General features: G+C 60.3%; 11 protein-coding genes. 4 read left to right on the top strand and 7 right to left on the bottom strand.

The window, feature by feature from the left end; all coding sequences use genetic code 11:
• Window positions 1-8 precede the first annotated feature (8 nt).
• Genes FHR94_RS04790 through FHR94_RS04800 form a run of 3 tightly spaced genes read left to right on the top strand, consistent with a single transcriptional unit; the run spans window position 9 to window position 6,874 of the window.
• On the top strand, window positions 9-3,122 hold the full coding sequence (locus tag FHR94_RS04790; protein WP_183324497.1) for a helicase-related protein: 3,114 nt from the start codon (window positions 9-11) through the stop codon (window positions 3,120-3,122).
• A complete protein-coding gene (locus FHR94_RS04795) occupies window positions 3,122-4,750 on the top strand; it encodes an acetate and sugar kinases/Hsc70/actin family protein (RefSeq protein WP_183324498.1) in 1,629 nt (542 codons plus the stop codon). Before FHR94_RS04790 ends, FHR94_RS04795 begins: the two co-directional genes overlap by 1 nt.
• A gap of 48 nt (window positions 4,751-4,798) precedes the next feature.
• Window positions 4,799-6,874 carry a 3'-5' exonuclease gene (locus FHR94_RS04800; RefSeq protein WP_183324499.1) on the top strand — a complete coding sequence of 692 codons (2,076 nt, stop codon included), beginning with the start codon at window positions 4,799-4,801 and terminating at the stop codon, window positions 6,872-6,874.
• A gap of 12 nt (window positions 6,875-6,886) precedes the next feature.
• On the opposite strand, the gene FHR94_RS04805 is transcribed toward FHR94_RS04800, so the two are convergent.
• A complete protein-coding gene (locus FHR94_RS04805) occupies window positions 6,887-7,057 on the bottom strand; it encodes a DUF6435 family protein (RefSeq protein ID WP_183324500.1) in 171 nt (56 codons plus the stop codon).
• Window positions 7,058-7,213: 156 nt separating this feature from the next.
• On the bottom strand, window positions 7,214-8,713 hold the full coding sequence (locus tag FHR94_RS04810; protein ID WP_183324501.1) for an aldehyde dehydrogenase: 1,500 nt from the start codon (window positions 8,711-8,713) through the stop codon (window positions 7,214-7,216).
• A gap of 107 nt (window positions 8,714-8,820) precedes the next feature.
• On the opposite strand from FHR94_RS04810, the gene FHR94_RS04815 reads away from it, so the two are divergent.
• Window positions 8,821-10,191, top strand: a complete 1,371-nt coding sequence (locus tag FHR94_RS04815) for a glutamine synthetase family protein (protein ID WP_183324502.1) — start codon at window positions 8,821-8,823, stop codon at window positions 10,189-10,191.
• A 49-nt stretch (window positions 10,192-10,240) separates the two neighbouring features.
• On the opposite strand, the gene FHR94_RS04820 is transcribed toward FHR94_RS04815, so the two are convergent.
• From FHR94_RS04820 to FHR94_RS04840, 5 genes are all read right to left on the bottom strand, one after another.
• Window positions 10,241-10,807: a glycine zipper 2TM domain-containing protein gene (locus FHR94_RS04820; RefSeq protein WP_183324503.1), complete on the bottom strand. Its 567-nt coding sequence runs from the start codon at window positions 10,805-10,807 to the stop codon at window positions 10,241-10,243.
• Between the two features lie 288 nt (window positions 10,808-11,095).
• A complete protein-coding gene (locus tag FHR94_RS04825) occupies window positions 11,096-12,388 on the bottom strand; it encodes an NAD(P)/FAD-dependent oxidoreductase (RefSeq protein WP_183324504.1) in 1,293 nt (430 codons plus the stop codon).
• Window positions 12,389-12,435: 47 nt separating this feature from the next.
• Window positions 12,436-13,803: a glutamine synthetase family protein gene (locus FHR94_RS04830; protein WP_183324505.1), complete on the bottom strand. Its 1,368-nt coding sequence runs from the start codon at window positions 13,801-13,803 to the stop codon at window positions 12,436-12,438.
• Between the two features lie 33 nt (window positions 13,804-13,836).
• Window positions 13,837-15,159: an NAD(P)/FAD-dependent oxidoreductase gene (locus FHR94_RS04835; protein ID WP_183324506.1), complete on the bottom strand. Its 1,323-nt coding sequence runs from the start codon at window positions 15,157-15,159 to the stop codon at window positions 13,837-13,839.
• Between the two features lie 94 nt (window positions 15,160-15,253).
• Entirely contained in the window at window positions 15,254-16,012 is a 759-nt protein-coding gene (locus tag FHR94_RS04840; RefSeq protein WP_183324744.1) for a HesA/MoeB/ThiF family protein, read from the bottom strand.
• Window positions 16,013-16,015 lie beyond the last annotated feature (3 nt).

Consider the following 16,015-nt stretch of genomic DNA (forward strand, 5'->3'; position numbering starts at 1 on the left):
TGGATGCCATGACAACTCAACAACAAGAGGCCTTGAGTCAGGCTGGCACAAAGGTTCGGATGAAATACGACCCAAGCCAGATAGGCGAATGCACAGGTAAGGCCGATGACGACGACGGTGACTTCCTGGTACAGGTCAGCTTCAATGGAAAGCGCCCGGACTGGTTTATAGCAGATCAGCTGGAGCTGTTAGAGGAAGAAGTCGAAGACGACATCACCCGCATACGCACGGGGCGAATCGATACGATCGATACCTTGAAACGCGCCTTTGCCCGGATACAGCTGGGCGGGAAGATGTCTGAAATATTCTATAGCATGGACACGACACATACGGAGTTCATGCCCCACCAGTTCAAGCCTGTCCTGGCCATGCTGGATTCTCCTTCTCAGGGCCTGTTGATTGCCGATGAAGTTGGTCTGGGCAAGACCATTGAGGCAGGCCTGATCTGGACAGAACTAAGATTCCGAAAGCAGGCACGGCGCCTACTGGTTGTCTGTCCCGCCATGCTGACAGAAAAATGGCAATACGAGTTGCGATACCGCTTTGGCACGGCCGGGACGATCACTGACGCCGCAGGGTTATTGGAGATCCTCGAGCATCCTGATCAGTTGACGGTGGACAACCAATGCATCATCTGCAGCCTGCAGGGAATACGCCCACCAAGCGAATGGGAAAAAGCGGAGACCTCGTCACCCGCAGCACGCCTTGCACGCCGCTTGAATGAGATGTCGGTAGAAGACCCTGTCTTCGATATGACCATTATCGATGAAGCACACTACCTGAGAAACCCGGAGACGGCTTCTGCCACGCTCGGAAACTTGTTGAGAAGGGTGTCTGACCACATCGCCCTGCTCACCGCTACCCCGGTCAATACCAGCAATCGCGACCTGCATAGCCTGGTTAGGCTCGCTGACCCCGACCAATTCCAGTTTGCGGATCAGTTCCAGTCAATACTGGAAGCCAACCGACCACTGGTCAAGGCGTCCAATGCCCTGAAACTACAAGCCTCGACATATGGCAATGTGCTGGAACACCTTACTGACGCACAACAGCACTGGGTGCTGAGGAGAAGTGAACAGTTACAGGAACTGATCGAAGAGCTGGAAGGATATGACCTGTCGACGACGCCGAACTCTTCACAGCGTATAAGACTCAGGGAACGCATCGAACGATTGAATCTGCTGAGCCACATCATCACACGGACCCGCAAGCGTGAAGTGATGGTCAACCGCGCCACCCGGGAGGCGAAGCATCTCGAGGTACCGATGAGCCCAGAGGAACAGTCGGCCTATGATATCGCGACCGAAGCGATAGCACGTTACGCCGAAGAGAACGACTCACCCGAAGGGTTTCTCCTGGCCATGCCCCAGCGCCAGATGTCCAGCTGCATCTTTGCTGCGGTAGATCACTGGCTCAACACAAGCGGCCTGGTCGAGGGCGATAATGGCCAGTTTTATGAGGACACCGGGGAAGATGGCAGGGTTCTCCCGGAATCATCATCTCGCCTGATCGGACATATCGGCCGGCATATTGCCGGCAAGGTTGATCTGAGTGCTCTTCGGATCAACGACTCGAAATATGCGCAGCTGATCGAGGCCCTATCCGCGTTTCTTAAGCGACACTCTGATGAAAAGGTCATTGTATTCAGCTACTTTAAGAAGACGCTGAGCTACCTTAACTCACGCCTGAAGGAGGATGGCATTCGCTCTGTCATCGTACAGGGCGGCCAGGACAAGAAAGCCATCATAGATGAGTTCAGGAACAGCAGGACACAACAGGTTCTGCTGTCTTCGGAAGTCGCATCCGAAGGTGTTGACCTGCAGTTCATGAGATTCATCATAAACTATGACCTGCCATGGAACCCCATGAAGGTCGAGCAGAGAATAGGCCGAATAGACCGAATCGGACAAAAGTCCCCGAAGATCAACATCTTTAGTTTTGTGTACAAGGACACTATAGACGACAAGATCCTGAATCGCCTCTTCGATCGTCTCAACCTTTTCGAAAACGCCCTTGGTGGCGCCGAAGACATTCTCGGCGACAGCATTTCGGTAATGAGCAAGAGACTGTTATCGGGAAAGCTGACACCAGCACAACAGCAAGCCCAGATTGAACAGACAGCAGATGCCATAGAGCAGCGGCGGCGAGATGAGGAAATCGTTGACGAAAGCTCATCCAGCCTTGTGGCACTTGGCGATTACATTCAGTCCCAGGTAACCGAGGCCCATAGCTCCAACAGGAAGATTTCAGACGAAGACCTGATCGAATATATAACCGACTTTCTTGATAGATATGCACCCGGGCACACGATCAATAACTCAGAAAGGGATCATCAATTTTCGATAAGACTTCCTGCCAATATAGCCATCGATTTTGGTGATTTCACAAGAAAAGAAAAGCTCACTCCATCCAGGCTATCAACCGGGCATGAAAAGTCTTTCATTATCAACAACCAGGTGGCAAGTGGAAGCACACAAAAATACGAGCTGGTCAATCAGTTCCACCCTTTCATAAAATATATCTGCCAGAAAATTTCGCAGGAGGAACCTCATACACCGCTACTCGCACTGAAAGCGGATGCTTCGAATATTCCTGTTCTCAAGGGAGGTGGAATCTACGCCTTCAAGATAGAAAACTGGTCATTCTTGGGCAGCAAGGAAGAGGATTTTGTACGTTCAGCATTCGTCAACTGCAACACGTTGGATGAAGTTTCAGGGAATGAAGCCAGTGAAATCATGGGCTGCATTCGGACTCATGCAGAAGACTGGCTGGAAGCTCCAACCCAGCTGGATTGCGATGACAAGATAAGACACAGCATCGATACTGTTGAGAAGCTGCTTGCTCGGGAGTACAGAAAGGAACTTAAGGAGAAGCAGTCAGAGAACAACGATAGGGTAAGAATACAGGAAGACTCTGTAAGGAAGAGCCACCAAAGAAAGCGTTCACAACTGGAGCAGGCAATCAGCAACAACATGGGCAATGATCGCTATATAAAAATGACACGGGGCCGGCTGAAGTCACTGAAAAATCAGACAGAGATGCTGATGGAAAAAATAAATAACAAGAAACATATCAAGGACTGCAAAGAACCTGTCGCAGTCGGAATACTGAAGGTGGAATGATGTCGCATAAGAAACCTACACTTGGCAATCAGTTCTCGGGACTCTTTGATCAAATCAAGGTCAGATTTGATGACAAGCCAACCTCCGAGGAAAAGCCCGAGCATGGTCAAAAACGAAAAGACAAGACACGTGAAAAAAATCCACGAGGCAAGGTCAAGGCCAGGTCATCGGTAAAGCGAAAGCCCTCTAAACCCAAAAAAAGAAATTATGTTGAAGTTAAGGCACCTGATACAAGCTGTTACGACGTACCCAGAAGGCCTTCTGGGTCATCAACCAGCAAAAATTTGTCGCCCGTAGATCTGCCCCCTCTCCACGAAATTTCCGCCGACGTAGAAAACCTCGATATACATCTACCTAATTCTAATGCCATAGCATCTCCCTCTATCAACCCTAACGACGGCATGACAGCTAGAGATGGAGAGCCAGCAATCATTGGGCTGGATTTCGGCACGGCCTTCACCAAGGCCATCATTCATTGGAGAAACCGTCACTACATAGTCGACTGGAAAGATATTATTGACGCCAAGGACCCGCACTTACTTCCTTCCTCTTTCAGTGAGCATACTTCTGGATCCACTTTACTGGGTGATGTCGATGAAGCCGGCTGGACATCCAAAAAAGGGCTCAAGATATCGATCATCGAGAATACAGCCGACAACAAAGCTTCCGACATCGATGCAACGATATTCATCGCCTTGGTCACACGTTACATCCGAGGTTGGGCAGAAAAAAAATTCAAAGACATGGGTGCTGAAAAACTTCGCTGGCGACTCCATGTCGGCCTCCCAGCCTCACCATTCCAGAGCGAAAAAAAACAAGATAGGCTCATGCGGATAGCGAGTCACGGCTGGTCCATTGGCCTTAACCAAGGCATCATTACGCGCGAATCAGTCACAGACGCGACAGCGGGACCATCCCCAGACTCTCATATTCCCATCAAGGTAGTACCGGAATTTCTTGCTCAATTATACCCTTACTTGAAATCGTCGAAGAGCCAGGAAGGATTGCACGGCCTCATTGATATCGGAGCCGGCACCGTTGACTTTGTGATATTTAATATTGTCAGAATCGATAATTCTGACAAAATCCCAATCTTCGGGGACAATGTATCCCCATTAGGCTCACACTACCTGATTGGTGCCCTGGCCGGCCGCAGGGGTCAAACTATCCCTTGGCACGATTCCGATGCTTCAAAGTCTTTTGCTTTTTTTTCTGAACGAACGGGAGAGCCTCGAGAGGAAATATCACTAAGAACGAGAATTTTTGATCAACACGTCAAGAAGGCTTTAGGGCATGCTCTAAAAAGTGCTCGCTCATTATTCACTAATTCTCCCGTATGGCGTAGGCAGAATGAATTCCCATTCTTTCTTTGCGGTGGCGGTTCCCATATCACCTTTTACAAGCATTCCATCAAGAACAGGAAGTCTTTGAGCATTGCCTACAGAAACATTCCATTGCCAAAAAACATTGTGGGTGATATCAACCCAAAATCCTTCCATAGATACTCGGTAGCTTACGGGCTCAGCATCTTGCCAAGAAACCTGGCAGCCATCACGCCCAAGCGCGACATTGACCCCGTCCTCCCCCCCGACCCCATTGAAACGGAGGATAGAGATGCAAGTCGCTAACGGAGGGCCATCCACGTCAATACAATGCTTTTCCTTATAGGTGTGTGCATGAAATTTCTCATATCCGACACTTTCACCAGCAGCCTCGGCAAACTCACAGGCGATGAGCAAAAGTCAGTCAAGACAACTGCCTTCGATCTTCAGATCAACCCCGCCAACCCTGGAATGAAGCTCCATAAACTGGACAAAACCAAGGACAAGAATTTCTGGTCGGTCAGAGTAAACAGTGATATCAGATTGATTGTTCACAAGAGCCATGAAAGCCTTTTACTTTGTTACGTGGACCATCATGACAAGGCCTACCGCTGGGCTGAGAGCAGAAAACTCGAAATACACCCTAAAACCGGTGCGGCTCAAATTGTTCAAGTCAGAGAAACCGTACAGGAAATTAGAGCACCTCACTATGTAAAGACTGAGCCTGAGCAAACAGCCGAGACAAAGCTATTTGACGGTATCGCCGAGGATACTCTTCTGGGCTATGGCATACCCACCGAATGGCTGGATGATGTTCGCCAGGCAGATGAAGACACTTTGCTGGAATTGGCGGAACACCTCCCTGCCGAAGCGGCCGAGGCGCTACTGGAACTAGCAACTGGCGGCACACCTCAGCCTGCACAGCAATATACAGGTGAGAGCCCCTTCAATCACCCCGATGCACAGCGTCGCTTCAGGGTCATGTCCGATGTAGAGGAGCTCGAACGGGCATTGAGTTCACCTTGGGAAAGGTGGAGCATCTTTCTCCATCCGGCACAGAGACAATGGGTAGAACACGACTATAATGGGCCGGCTCGTGTCTCGGGCTCTGCCGGAACCGGCAAGACAGTAGTGGCACTGCACCGTGCTGTGTATCTTGCCGATCAAAATGCGGACTCGCGTGTCCTTCTCACGACATTCTCTGATTCCCTTGCCAGGATGCTGGAGACAAAACTCACTCTATTGATTGGTAATCGTCCAAGGCTGAGAGAACGTATTGATGTCTATTCGATGGATACCTTAGGTGAACGGCTGTATGACTTCCATCACGATTCAGCACGCCTCGCCACTCGAGAGGAGGTTGAGGCTCTATTAGTAGGTTTATCTAATTCCCAGCAGGACCATTCTTTCTCCAGGCGATTTCTGATAAGTGAGTGGGAAGACGTCGTGGATGCGTGGCAACTAGACAGCTGGGAAGCCTATCGCGACGTTCGCCGGCTTGGGAGGAAGACTCGACTTCCAGAGGCACAGCGCTTGACGCTGTGGACCATATTTGAAGAGGCAAAGAAGACTCTCAAGCAACGTGGATTAATCACCAAAGCGGGCCTTTTTTCCGAACTGGCATTCGCCATGGTGCGTCGCTCAACACCACTCTATGATTTTGCCATCATCGACGAGGCCCAAGACATAAGCGTCCCCCAGTTACAATTTCTGGCGTCTATGAGCGGCAACAAACCAAATAGCCTGTTCTTCGCTGGTGATCTCGGTCAACGGATCTTTCAGCAGCCGTTCTCATGGAAAGCACTCGGCGTTAATATTCAGGGGCGATCCCGTACTCTACATATTAACTATCGTACTTCGCATCAGATTCGTCGACAGGCCGACATGCTACTTGACCCCGAGCTTTCTGATGTAGATGGAAATTCGGAACAACGCACGGGCACAGTCTCAGCCTTCAATGGCCCTTCTCCTGACTTGAAAGCTTTCTATTCTCACGATGAGGAAGCCAAATACGTGGCACAGTGGCTACGCCATTGCCGCTCACAAGGGATCGAGCCTGGCGAGATGGCCATCTTCGTCCGCTCACCCAGTGGGCTGCCCAGGGCAAGCAATGCGGTCGAACGTGCAGACATGGAATGGCTCGTACTTGACGAGAAAATGCAATCTACAACGGGCATTGTGACAATAAGCTCCATGCACCTAGCCAAGGGTCTTGAATTTCGTGCCGTTGCTGTGATGGCCTGCGATGATGATATTCTGCCATCCCAGGAGAGGATCGAATCGGTATCAGATAATGCCGACCTTGAAGAGGTCTATAACACCGAACGACACCTACTTTACGTTGCCTGCACTCGGGCGAGAGATCAACTTCTGGTCACCAGCGGTGATGAGCCCTCTGAATTCATGGATGATATGCTTATTTCATCCTGAATCTCATTAAATTTAGCCAATTTTGGTCTTCTCGATCTCCCTACGCAACGCCTCCGCCTCCTCGGTCAGGGAGGCGTTGGTGCGCATGTCGCCGTTGCGGGCGGCCTGCATGGCTTGCTCGAGCTTCTGTTCGTAGGCCTTCTGTAGCTTCTTCGCCGGATCACGCTTGAAGAGTCCGAACATGGCGGTGGCTCCTGCCGGGGAATATCCTGACAGGCTACGCGCCCCAACGGCAAAACGCTATTCAATAGCTGTACATATTATAAATTTTGTACATAAAAGGAACGAGGCCGGCACCCAAGGTGCCGGCCGCGCCGTGTCGGGCATGGTCAAGGCGGGTCAGGTCGCAAGCGATATCCACACGCTCTTGAGGTCGGAGTACTCCTCCAGCGAATGGTGGGACTTGTCACGGCCATTGCCGGACTGTTTGACCCCGCCAAAGGGCATCGTCTGGTCACCGCCGGCCCAGTTGTTGACGAATACCTGCCCCGATGCCAGCCGACGCGTCACCCGCATGATGCGGTCGATGTCCTGGCTCCACAGGCCCGCGGCCAGGCCATAGACGCTGTCGTTGGCCAAGGCAATGGCCTCCTCCTCGGTATCGAAGCCGAACACCGCGAGCACCGGGCCGAAGATCTCCTCGCGGCCGATGGCCATGGTGTCGCTTACCCCGTCGAACACCGTGGGCGGAATAAAGAGCCCCGGCTCGTCCAGGGCCTTGCCCCCGGTGCGAAGCGTGGCGCCCTCCTCCACGCCACGACGGATATAATCGAGCACCCGCTCATACTGGGCCCGATCGACAATCGCGCCCATGAAGCTGGCCGGATCCAGCGGGTCGCCGGGCTGCATCCTCTCGGCGGCGACCAGCACCTTCTCGACGAAGGCTTCGCGAATGGGGTTCTCCACCAGCAGCCGGGAACCGGCGATGCACACCTCACCCTGGTTGTGGAAGATCGCCGCGGCGGCGTGCTTGGCCACCCGGTCCAGGTCCTTGCAGTCGGCGAAGACGAGGTTCGGGCTCTTGCCGCCGCATTCCAGATAGACCCGCTTGAGGTTCGACGCCCCGGCGTACTGCATCAGCTGCTTGCCGGTAGCCGTGGAGCCGGTGAAGGCCAGGCAGTCGACCTCCAGGGACAGCGCCAGCGCCTGGCCCACCGTATGCCCGAAGCCCGGCAGCACCTGGAAGACGCCACGGGGCAGCCCCGCTTCCTTCGCCAGCTGCGCCAGGCGCAGCGCCGAGAGCGGCGACTTCTCCGAGGGCTTGAGGATCACGCTATTACCGGCCGCCAGCGCCGGGGCGATCTTCCAGGCGGTCATCATCAGCGGGAAGTTCCAGGGCACGATGGCCGCTACCACGCCCAGCGGCTCGCGCAGCACCAGGGCCAGGGTCTCCTCGCCGGTGGGCGCCACCTCCCCGTAGAGCTTGTCGATGCACTCGGCCTGATAGCGCAGGCAACCGATGGCGCCGGCCATGTCACCCAACGAACTGCTCACCGGCTTGCCCATGTCCAGGGTGTCGAGCAACGCCAGCTCGTTCTTATGGGCCTCCATCAGCTCGGCCAGGCGCAGCAGCACCTTCTTGCGCTTGCCCGGCGCCAGGCGCGACCAGTCACCACGGGCGAAGGCCGCTCGAGCGTGGCGGACCGCCACCTCGGCATCGGCGGCATCGCAGCTGGCCACCCGGGCCAGCACCTCGCCGGTGGCCGGGTTGCGCGTCTCGAAGGTCTCGCCGCTCGCCGCCGCGACGGACTCGTCGTCGATAAAGGCACGGGTCTCGAAGGTCAGGGCGGCGGCCAGCGCCTGCCAGTCGTCGCGGGTCTTGGGGGCCTCGATGCGCATGCGGGGAACTCCTCGGTCGCGGCTCGGGACGAAAAGGGTTGCCAAGGTCCCAGCATCGGCCCAACGATAGGCTATCCGCAAGGCCTCCCATCCCCGAGGTGAATGCCATGCCCGTCGCCGACGAGGTCGAGGCGTTTCTCGACACCTACCCCCCTATCGACAGCATTGACCTGCTGATCAGCGATCTCAACGGCGTGCTACGTGGCAAGCGCCTCCCGCGCGATAATCTCGAGAAAGCCTATCGCGACGGCATCAACCTGCCTGCCTCGGTGTTCGCCCTGGACATCCTCGGCCACACCATCGAGGCTACCGGCCTGGGCCTTTCCAGCGGCGACGGCGACCGAGTCTGCCGTCCCGTGCCGGGGAGCCTGATGCCGAGTCCCTGGTTGCGCGATGGCCGCCAGGCCCAGCTGTTGATGACCATGACCGAACCCGACGGCACCCCCTTCTTCGCCGATCCCCGTCAGGTGCTGGATCGGGTGCTCGAGCGCTTCCGCCAGGCCGGCCTAATACCGGTGGTCGCCGTGGAGTTGGAGTTCTACCTGATCGATCGCCACCGGAATCGCCTGGGCATGATCCAGCCGCCCCGCTCGCCGGCCACCGGCGAGCGGGCCACCCAGAGCCAGCTCTACTCGATCCACGAGCTCGACGAGTATGCCGAGCTGCTGGAGGAGATCCAGGCCACCGCCCGGTGCCAGCGGCTACCCCTGGACACCGCCCTCAAGGAATGCGCCCCGGGCCAGTTCGAGATTACCCTCCGTCACGGTAACGATGCCTTGGCGGCTGCCGATGCCGCGGTCCTGCTCAAGCGTCTGATCAAGGGCGTGGCCCGGCGCCACGGCTTCGAGGCCACCTTCATGGCCAAGCCCTACGCACAGCAGGCCGGCAGCGGCGCTCATGTCCACCTCAGCCTGCTCGACGCGGCGGGGCGCAATGTCTTCGCCGCTGCGGACGGCGACCCGCTCGGCACGGCGCGCCTGCGACAGGCCGTGGCGGGACTGCTCGCGCTGATGCCCGCCTCGATGGGGATCTTCGCCCCCAACCTGAACGCCTTCCGGCGCTTCCAGCCGGGGCTCTACGTGCCCCTGGCCCCCACCTGGGGCTACGACAACCGCTCGGTGGCCCTGCGCATCCCCTCGGGCGCCAACGCCGCCCGCCGTATCGAGCATCGTGTGGCTGGGGCCGATGCCAACCCCTACCTGCTGCTGGCGAGCTTGTTGGCAGGCATTGAGCATGGCCTGCGTCATGAACTGACGCCCGCGCCGGCGATCACCGGCAACGCCTATGACCAGGTCGCCCCCAGCCTGACCAACAGCTGGTCCCGGGCCCTGGACCTGCTGGCCGCCAGCGAGCCATTGACCGAGGCACTGGGTGCCGACTTCCTCCAGGTCTTCCTGGCCACTCGGCGTGCCGAGCGCGACCAGGCTATGCAGGTGGTCAGTAAGCTGGAGGTCGACTGGTACCTACATCAGGTATGACGGCGCCCCGGCCAGGGCGCCGTCGTATGCAGGCTCACTCACGGGCGTCTTACGCCTCGTCGTGCTTCGCCTCGTCGACCACCACGCCCCACTGCGGCTGGCCCTGCTCCAGCAGCACACGCTCGCCCTGCGGGGCACTCTCGAGCCGCGCGGTCTGCGTCACGCCGTTGTAGTGCCAGCTGACGTCGTAGCCCACGGTCTGCTGGTGGCTGTCGGTAATCGTCTGGCAGCGCTGCTCGGTGGTGGTCACCGTCTGCCCCGTCTCGATGCGTCGCTGCACCTCGCGGCCGGCCAGGCCACCGCCCACGGCACCGGCCACGGTGGCGATCTTCTTGCCGCTACCGCCACCGATCTGGTTGCCGATCAGGCCGCCCACCACGGCGCCGGCGGCGCTGCCGAGCAGACTATGCGGATCACGGGTCGGCGCCTGACGGGACACCACCACGTCCTCGCACACCTCGCGGGGTGTCTGCACGGTGCGGGTCACCGGGGTCACGTCGGTGATATCGGCATACCGGGGCCCTTGGGGCTGCTGCTGCACCTGCCAGGCCCCGAAGGCCAGGCCACCCAGGCCCAGCACGGCCAGGGTGGAACCGACGATGATCGATTTGCTCATGGCATGGTCTCCTTCGCATCGCCTCCCCCGGACCCATCCAGAAGAGGCAGTTTTATCGATGTCGACGACCAGCCTAGCAGTTATCGAACAGCGTTCGTAGCCGATTGCCCCAAATTGCACGATGATTGCTTCGGCGTCGCACCCAAGCGACGCCGGCTGAACCCCACGGCAACCCCATGGATGAGAGCCGCGGCCATGCCGGCCCGAGACAGACGTTCCGCCGCGGCGCGAGGGAACGGACCCTCTGCGAGGAAGCCCGGTCTCGTCGGAGGGTCGAGCGGTAGAGGGCTAGAGGCCCAGCCGATCGCGGATCTGGTAATACCAGGCACCCAGCGCGGAGAGCGGCACCCGCAGCAGGCGCCCGCCCGGGAAGGGCAAGTGGGGAATCCCGGCGAAGGCGTCGAAGCGCTCTCCCTGCCCATGCATCACCTCGGCGATCAGCCGCCCAGCCAGGTGCGAGCAGGTGACGCCGTGGCCGGAGTAGCCCTGGGCATAGTAGACGTTGCCGTTGAGCACCCCGAACTGGGGCAGCCGGTTGAGGGTCATCAGGAAGTTGCCACTCCAGGCGTAGTCGACCCTGACGTCCCTCAACGGCGAGAAGGTCTTGACCATCTTCGGTCGGATCACCGCCTCGATGTCGACAGGACGCTGGCCACCATAGTTGACACCCCCGCCGTAGAGCAGGCGATTGTCGCGGGTCAGGCGGTAGTAATCGAGCAGGTAGTTGCAGTCCTCGACGGCGAGGTTGTTCGGGATGAGGTCGGCGGCCAGCGCCTCGCCCAGCGGTTCGGTGGCGATGATCTGGGTGCGGCAGGGCATGGATTTGCGCTCTAGCGTGGACAGCACGCCGCTCAGGTAGGCATTGCCGGCCATCACCACCCGCTCGGCCCTCACGCTGCTGCGGGCGGTGCGCACCACCACCGGCTCGCCGTGCTCCACGCCGGTGACCGGCGAAGTTTCGAAGATCTGGCCCCCCAAGGACTCGACGGCGGCCGCCTCGCCGAGCACTAGATTGAGGGGATGCAGGTGGCCGCCACCGTGATCCACCAAGGCCCCCACGTAGCGCTCCGACCCCACTTCACGCTTCACCGCCTCACCCTCCAGCAGTTCCAACTCGTGGTAGTCATAGCGCTCCCAGAGCGCCTTGTGCTCGCGCAGCCCTTCGAGCTGCCTGGCAGTGCAGGCGGCGAAGAGGTTGCCGTCGCGCAGGTCGCAGGCGATGGCGTAGCGGGCGATGCGCTCACGGATGATGCGGTTGCCCTCGAAGGCCATGTCGCCCAGGGCCCGGGCGGTCTCGGCGCCATGCCGGGCCTCGATGACGTCCAGGTCGCGACTGTAGCCGTTGACGATCTGCCCGCCGTTACGACCGGAGGCACCAAAGCCCACCCGGGCCGCCTCGAGCACCACCACCTTGTGGCCCTGCTCGGCCAGGTGCAGAGCCGAGGACAGCCCGGTGAACCCCGCCCCTACCACGCAAACATCGCAGTCGATGTCGGCGTCCAGCGGCGGTCGCGCCAACGCCGGATTGGCCGTGGCCGCGTACCAGGAGGCCACATGCTCGGTATCGTGTGAGACGTTCATGTCCCTCCCCAAGGGTGATCGCGTTATCCGCCCGATCCGCGTCAATGCTAGACCCGCAGCAGCAGGTGCTCGCGCTCCCAGGAACTGATGACCTGGAAGTAGGCCCTGTGCTCGGCGTGTTTAACCGCCAGGTAGCTATGGGTGAAGCGCTCGCCAAGGATATCGGCCAGGGGCTGGCACTCATGCAGCAGATTGAGGGCGGGGCCGATGTCGTCGGGCAGCTTGTTGCCTCCCGACCAGGCCGAACCGACCACCGGCGGTCGCGGATCGATCTCGCCCACCAGGCCCAGATAACCGCAGGCCAAGGAGGCCGCCATCACCAGGTAGGGATTGGCATCGGCCCCGGCCAGACGATTCTCGACCCGGGTCGCCTCGGGAGACGAGACCGGCACCCGCAGCCCGACGGTGCGATTGTCCATGCCCCACTCCACGTTGATCGGAGCCGAACCGCTGCTTCCGGTGCGCATCAGGCGACGGTAGGAATTGACGTTGGGGGCCAGCAGCGGCATGGCGGCGGGCAGGTAGCGCTGCAGTCCGCCGATGAAATGGTGGAAGTGGTCACTGGGCTGGCCACCGCCTCCGGCGAAGAGGTTATGGCCGCCGCGGCAGTCGAGCAGGCTCTGGTGGATATGCATGGAGCTGCCCGGCTCGCCGGCCATCGGCTTGGCCATGAAGGTGGCATACATGCCGTGGCGCAGCGCCGTCTCACGCAGGGTACGCTTGAACATCACCACCTGGTCGGCCAGTGCCAGGGGATCGCCATGCTGGAAATTGACCTCCATCTGGCCGGCGCCCTCCTCGTGGATCAGGGTATCCAGGTCCAGGTGCATGGCCTCGCAGTAGTCGTACATCTCCTCAAACAGCGGATCGAACTCGTTGACCGCGTCGATGGAGAACGACTGGCGGCTGCTCTCCTGCCGCCCGGAGCGCCCGATCGGCGGCTCCAGCGGATAGTCGGCGTCGGTGTTGGTCTTGACCAGATAGAACTCCACCTCCGGCGCGATCACCGGCCGCCAGCCGCGGGCCTCGTAAAGCGCCAGTACCCGCTTGAGCACGTGGCGCGGGGCGAGCTCCACCGGCTCGCCGGTCAGGTAATAGCAGTCATGGATAATCTGGGCGGTGGCATCCTCCGCCCAGGGCACCAGATAGATGGCCTCGGGATCGGGCACCAGTTCCATGTCGCGCTCGGCGGGATTCCAGAACCGGATGTCCTCGTCGTCCGGGTAGCCGCCGGTGACGGTCTGGATGAAGATCGTATCGGGCAGCCGCGGCCGCCCGCCGCCCAGGTACTTGCCGGCCGGCATGATCTTGCCCTTGAGGATGCCGGTGAGGTCGGATACCAGGCACTCGACCTCGGTGATGCCGTGGGTCTGGAACCAGTCGTTGAGCAGCGGCTGCTCCTGTCGGTTACTCATGGACGGCCCTCATCGTGGTGGCGGCTGGCGACATCAGAGCCGGTCGCGCAGCTTGTAGAAGGTGGTCGCCAGCACCAGCAGGGGTGTGCGCAGCAGGCGCCCACCGGGGAAGTGGCGATGCGGCATGGCCGCGAAGACGTCGAAGCGCTCGCTCTGGCCGGCGATGGCCTCGGCCATCAGCTTGCCGGCCAGGCCCGCCAAGGCCATGCCGTGGCCGGAGTAGCCCTGGGCATAGTAGAGGTTATCGCCCAGCCGGCCGAAGTCTGGCGCCCGGTTGAGGGTAATGGCCACGTCGCCCCCCCAACGGTACTCGATGGGCACCCCCGCCAGCACCGGAAACAGCCGGGCGATCTTGGCGTCCATGCGCGCCTCGAGGCCACGCGGCGCCTGGCCGTTGTAGCTGACCTCGCCGCCGTAGATCAGGCGCCGGCCGCCGGAGCGCCGGCCGCCGGGTCGCCGGCCGCCGGAGAGGCGGTAGTAGTCGAGCACGAAGTTGGCATCGGACAGGGCATCGTTTCTCGGCAGCACACGGGCCGCCTGATCGGCGGTGAGCGGGGCGGTGGCGACCATGTAGTTGGCGACCCGCATGATGCGCCCCGAGCGCTCCGGGATGAGCCCCGCCGGGTAGGCGTTGGTCCCCACCACCACGAAGTCCGCGATCACCCGGCCGGCATCGGTGACGACCGTGGCGGGTCGGCCACGGCGGATCTCCCGGGCGGCACTGTGCTCATGCAGGCGGACCCCGGCCTCGCGCGCCGCCCGGGCCAGCCCCACGGTGTAGTTGAGGGGATGAAGGTGGCCGCCCTCGACCTCGCGGAGTGCCCCGGGGTAGGCGTCGGTGACCACATGCTCACGCAGCGCCTCGCCCTCGAGCCATTCGAAGGCGTCATAGTCGTAGTCGCGGGCCATACGCTCACGGAACGCCTTGAGCGTCTCGATATGGCGCGGCTTGACCGCGGCGTGCAGGTAGCCCCAGGCGAGCTCGCAGGGAATAGCATGACGCGCGATCCGTTCGGCGGTCAGGCGCACCGCCTCGCGACTCATCGCCCAGATATCACGGGCCCGTTCCCGGCCCAACGCCTTCTCCACGGTGGCGATATCGGTACCCAGGCCCGGCAAGATCTGTCCGCCGCTGCGTCCCGAGGCACCCGCACCAATCTCTCCGGCCTCCAGCAGCACTACCGCGTAGCCCCGCTCGGCCAGGTGCAGGGCGGCCGAGCAGCCGGTGATCCCGCCACCGATCACGCACACATCGGCCCGCACCTCGCCCGTCAGGGGGGGACAGTCACCGAGGTCGACGGCGATGGAAGCGCGGTACCAAGAAGCGGGTCGCGTCAGCGCAGCGGGAAGGAGCATGGGAGTCACCTGTCGGCACCGCGGCCCCGGCACGCGGGGTGAATCCTTTACAGTTTGGCACCCGCGCGTCGACGGGTGTCAAGCCTTCAATCCCTTACGCCGTTTCGTCCCGTGCGCAGACCGGGCAGCCCGGGTCCCGCGGGACCCGGAAGTGACGCCACCGACCGGTCAGTCCATCGAAGGTGGAAAGGCCCTGGTGCACTCGGCCGGCACCGCTGACCAGCTTGATCGCCTCCAGCGCCTGGAAGCTGCCGATCAGCCCCACCAGGGGCGCCACCACCCCGCTCTCGGCGCAGGAGAGCACCTCGTCGCCCGCCCCATCGGGGGGGTACAGGCAGGCGTAGCAGGGGCTTTCGGCATCCCGTGGCTCGAACACCGCCAGCTGGCCGGAGAAGCGGATCGCCGCCCCCGAGACCAGGGGCACACCGGCCTCGCGGCAGGCGGCATTGACGGCGTAGCGGCTGGAGAACCGATCGGTGCAGTCGAGCACCACATCGGCCGTGGCCACCGCGGTCGCCAGGGCCTCGCCCTCAAGGTGGGCGGTGACCGTCTCGATGCGACAGCCTGGGTTCAAGCCCAGCGCCGCCTGCCGGGCCGACTCGGCCTTAAGACGTCCCAGGTCGTCGGTGCCATGGGCGATCTGGCGTTGCAGGTTGGAGAGCTCGACCACGTCGGCGTCGGCAATGGTCAGCCGCCCGAACCCGGCGGCGGCCAGGTAGAGCGCCACCGGCGACCCCAGTCCGCCGGCCCCGACCACCAGGGCATGGCCGTCCAGTAGGCGCTGTTGGCCCGCGATGTCGACCTGCTCGAGCATGATCTGGCGGCTGTAGCGCAGCAGTTCCTCGTCGTTCATGGT

Origin of the sequence: Halomonas cerina, from assembly GCF_014192215.1 — a bacterium.
Lineage (GTDB): Bacteria > Pseudomonadota > Gammaproteobacteria > Pseudomonadales > Halomonadaceae > Halomonas > Halomonas cerina.

Bases quoted from the DNA above. Each gene is read 5' to 3' on its own strand.
- FHR94_RS04830 (WP_183324505.1), bottom strand. From the start codon at position 13,803: ATGAGTAACCGACAGGAGCAGCCGCTGCTCAACGACTGGTTCCAGACC.
- FHR94_RS04810 (WP_183324501.1), bottom strand. From the start codon at position 8,713: ATGCGCATCGAGGCCCCCAAGACCCGCGACGACTGGCAGGCGCTGGCC.
- FHR94_RS04795 (WP_183324498.1), top strand. From the start codon at position 3,122: ATGTCGCATAAGAAACCTACACTTGGCAATCAGTTCTCGGGACTCTTT.
- FHR94_RS04800 (WP_183324499.1), top strand. From the start codon at position 4,799: ATGAAATTTCTCATATCCGACACTTTCACCAGCAGCCTCGGCAAACTC.
- FHR94_RS04820 (WP_183324503.1), bottom strand. From the start codon at position 10,807: ATGAGCAAATCGATCATCGTCGGTTCCACCCTGGCCGTGCTGGGCCTG.
- FHR94_RS04790 (WP_183324497.1), top strand. From the start codon at position 9: ATGACAACTCAACAACAAGAGGCCTTGAGTCAGGCTGGCACAAAGGTT.
- FHR94_RS04840 (WP_183324744.1), bottom strand. From the start codon at position 16,012: ATGAACGACGAGGAACTGCTGCGCTACAGCCGCCAGATCATGCTCGAG.
- FHR94_RS04805 (WP_183324500.1), bottom strand. From the start codon at position 7,057: ATGTTCGGACTCTTCAAGCGTGATCCGGCGAAGAAGCTACAGAAGGCC.
- FHR94_RS04815 (WP_183324502.1), top strand. From the start codon at position 8,821: ATGCCCGTCGCCGACGAGGTCGAGGCGTTTCTCGACACCTACCCCCCT.
- FHR94_RS04825 (WP_183324504.1), bottom strand. From the start codon at position 12,388: ATGAACGTCTCACACGATACCGAGCATGTGGCCTCCTGGTACGCGGCC.
- FHR94_RS04835 (WP_183324506.1), bottom strand. From the start codon at position 15,159: ATGCTCCTTCCCGCTGCGCTGACGCGACCCGCTTCTTGGTACCGCGCT.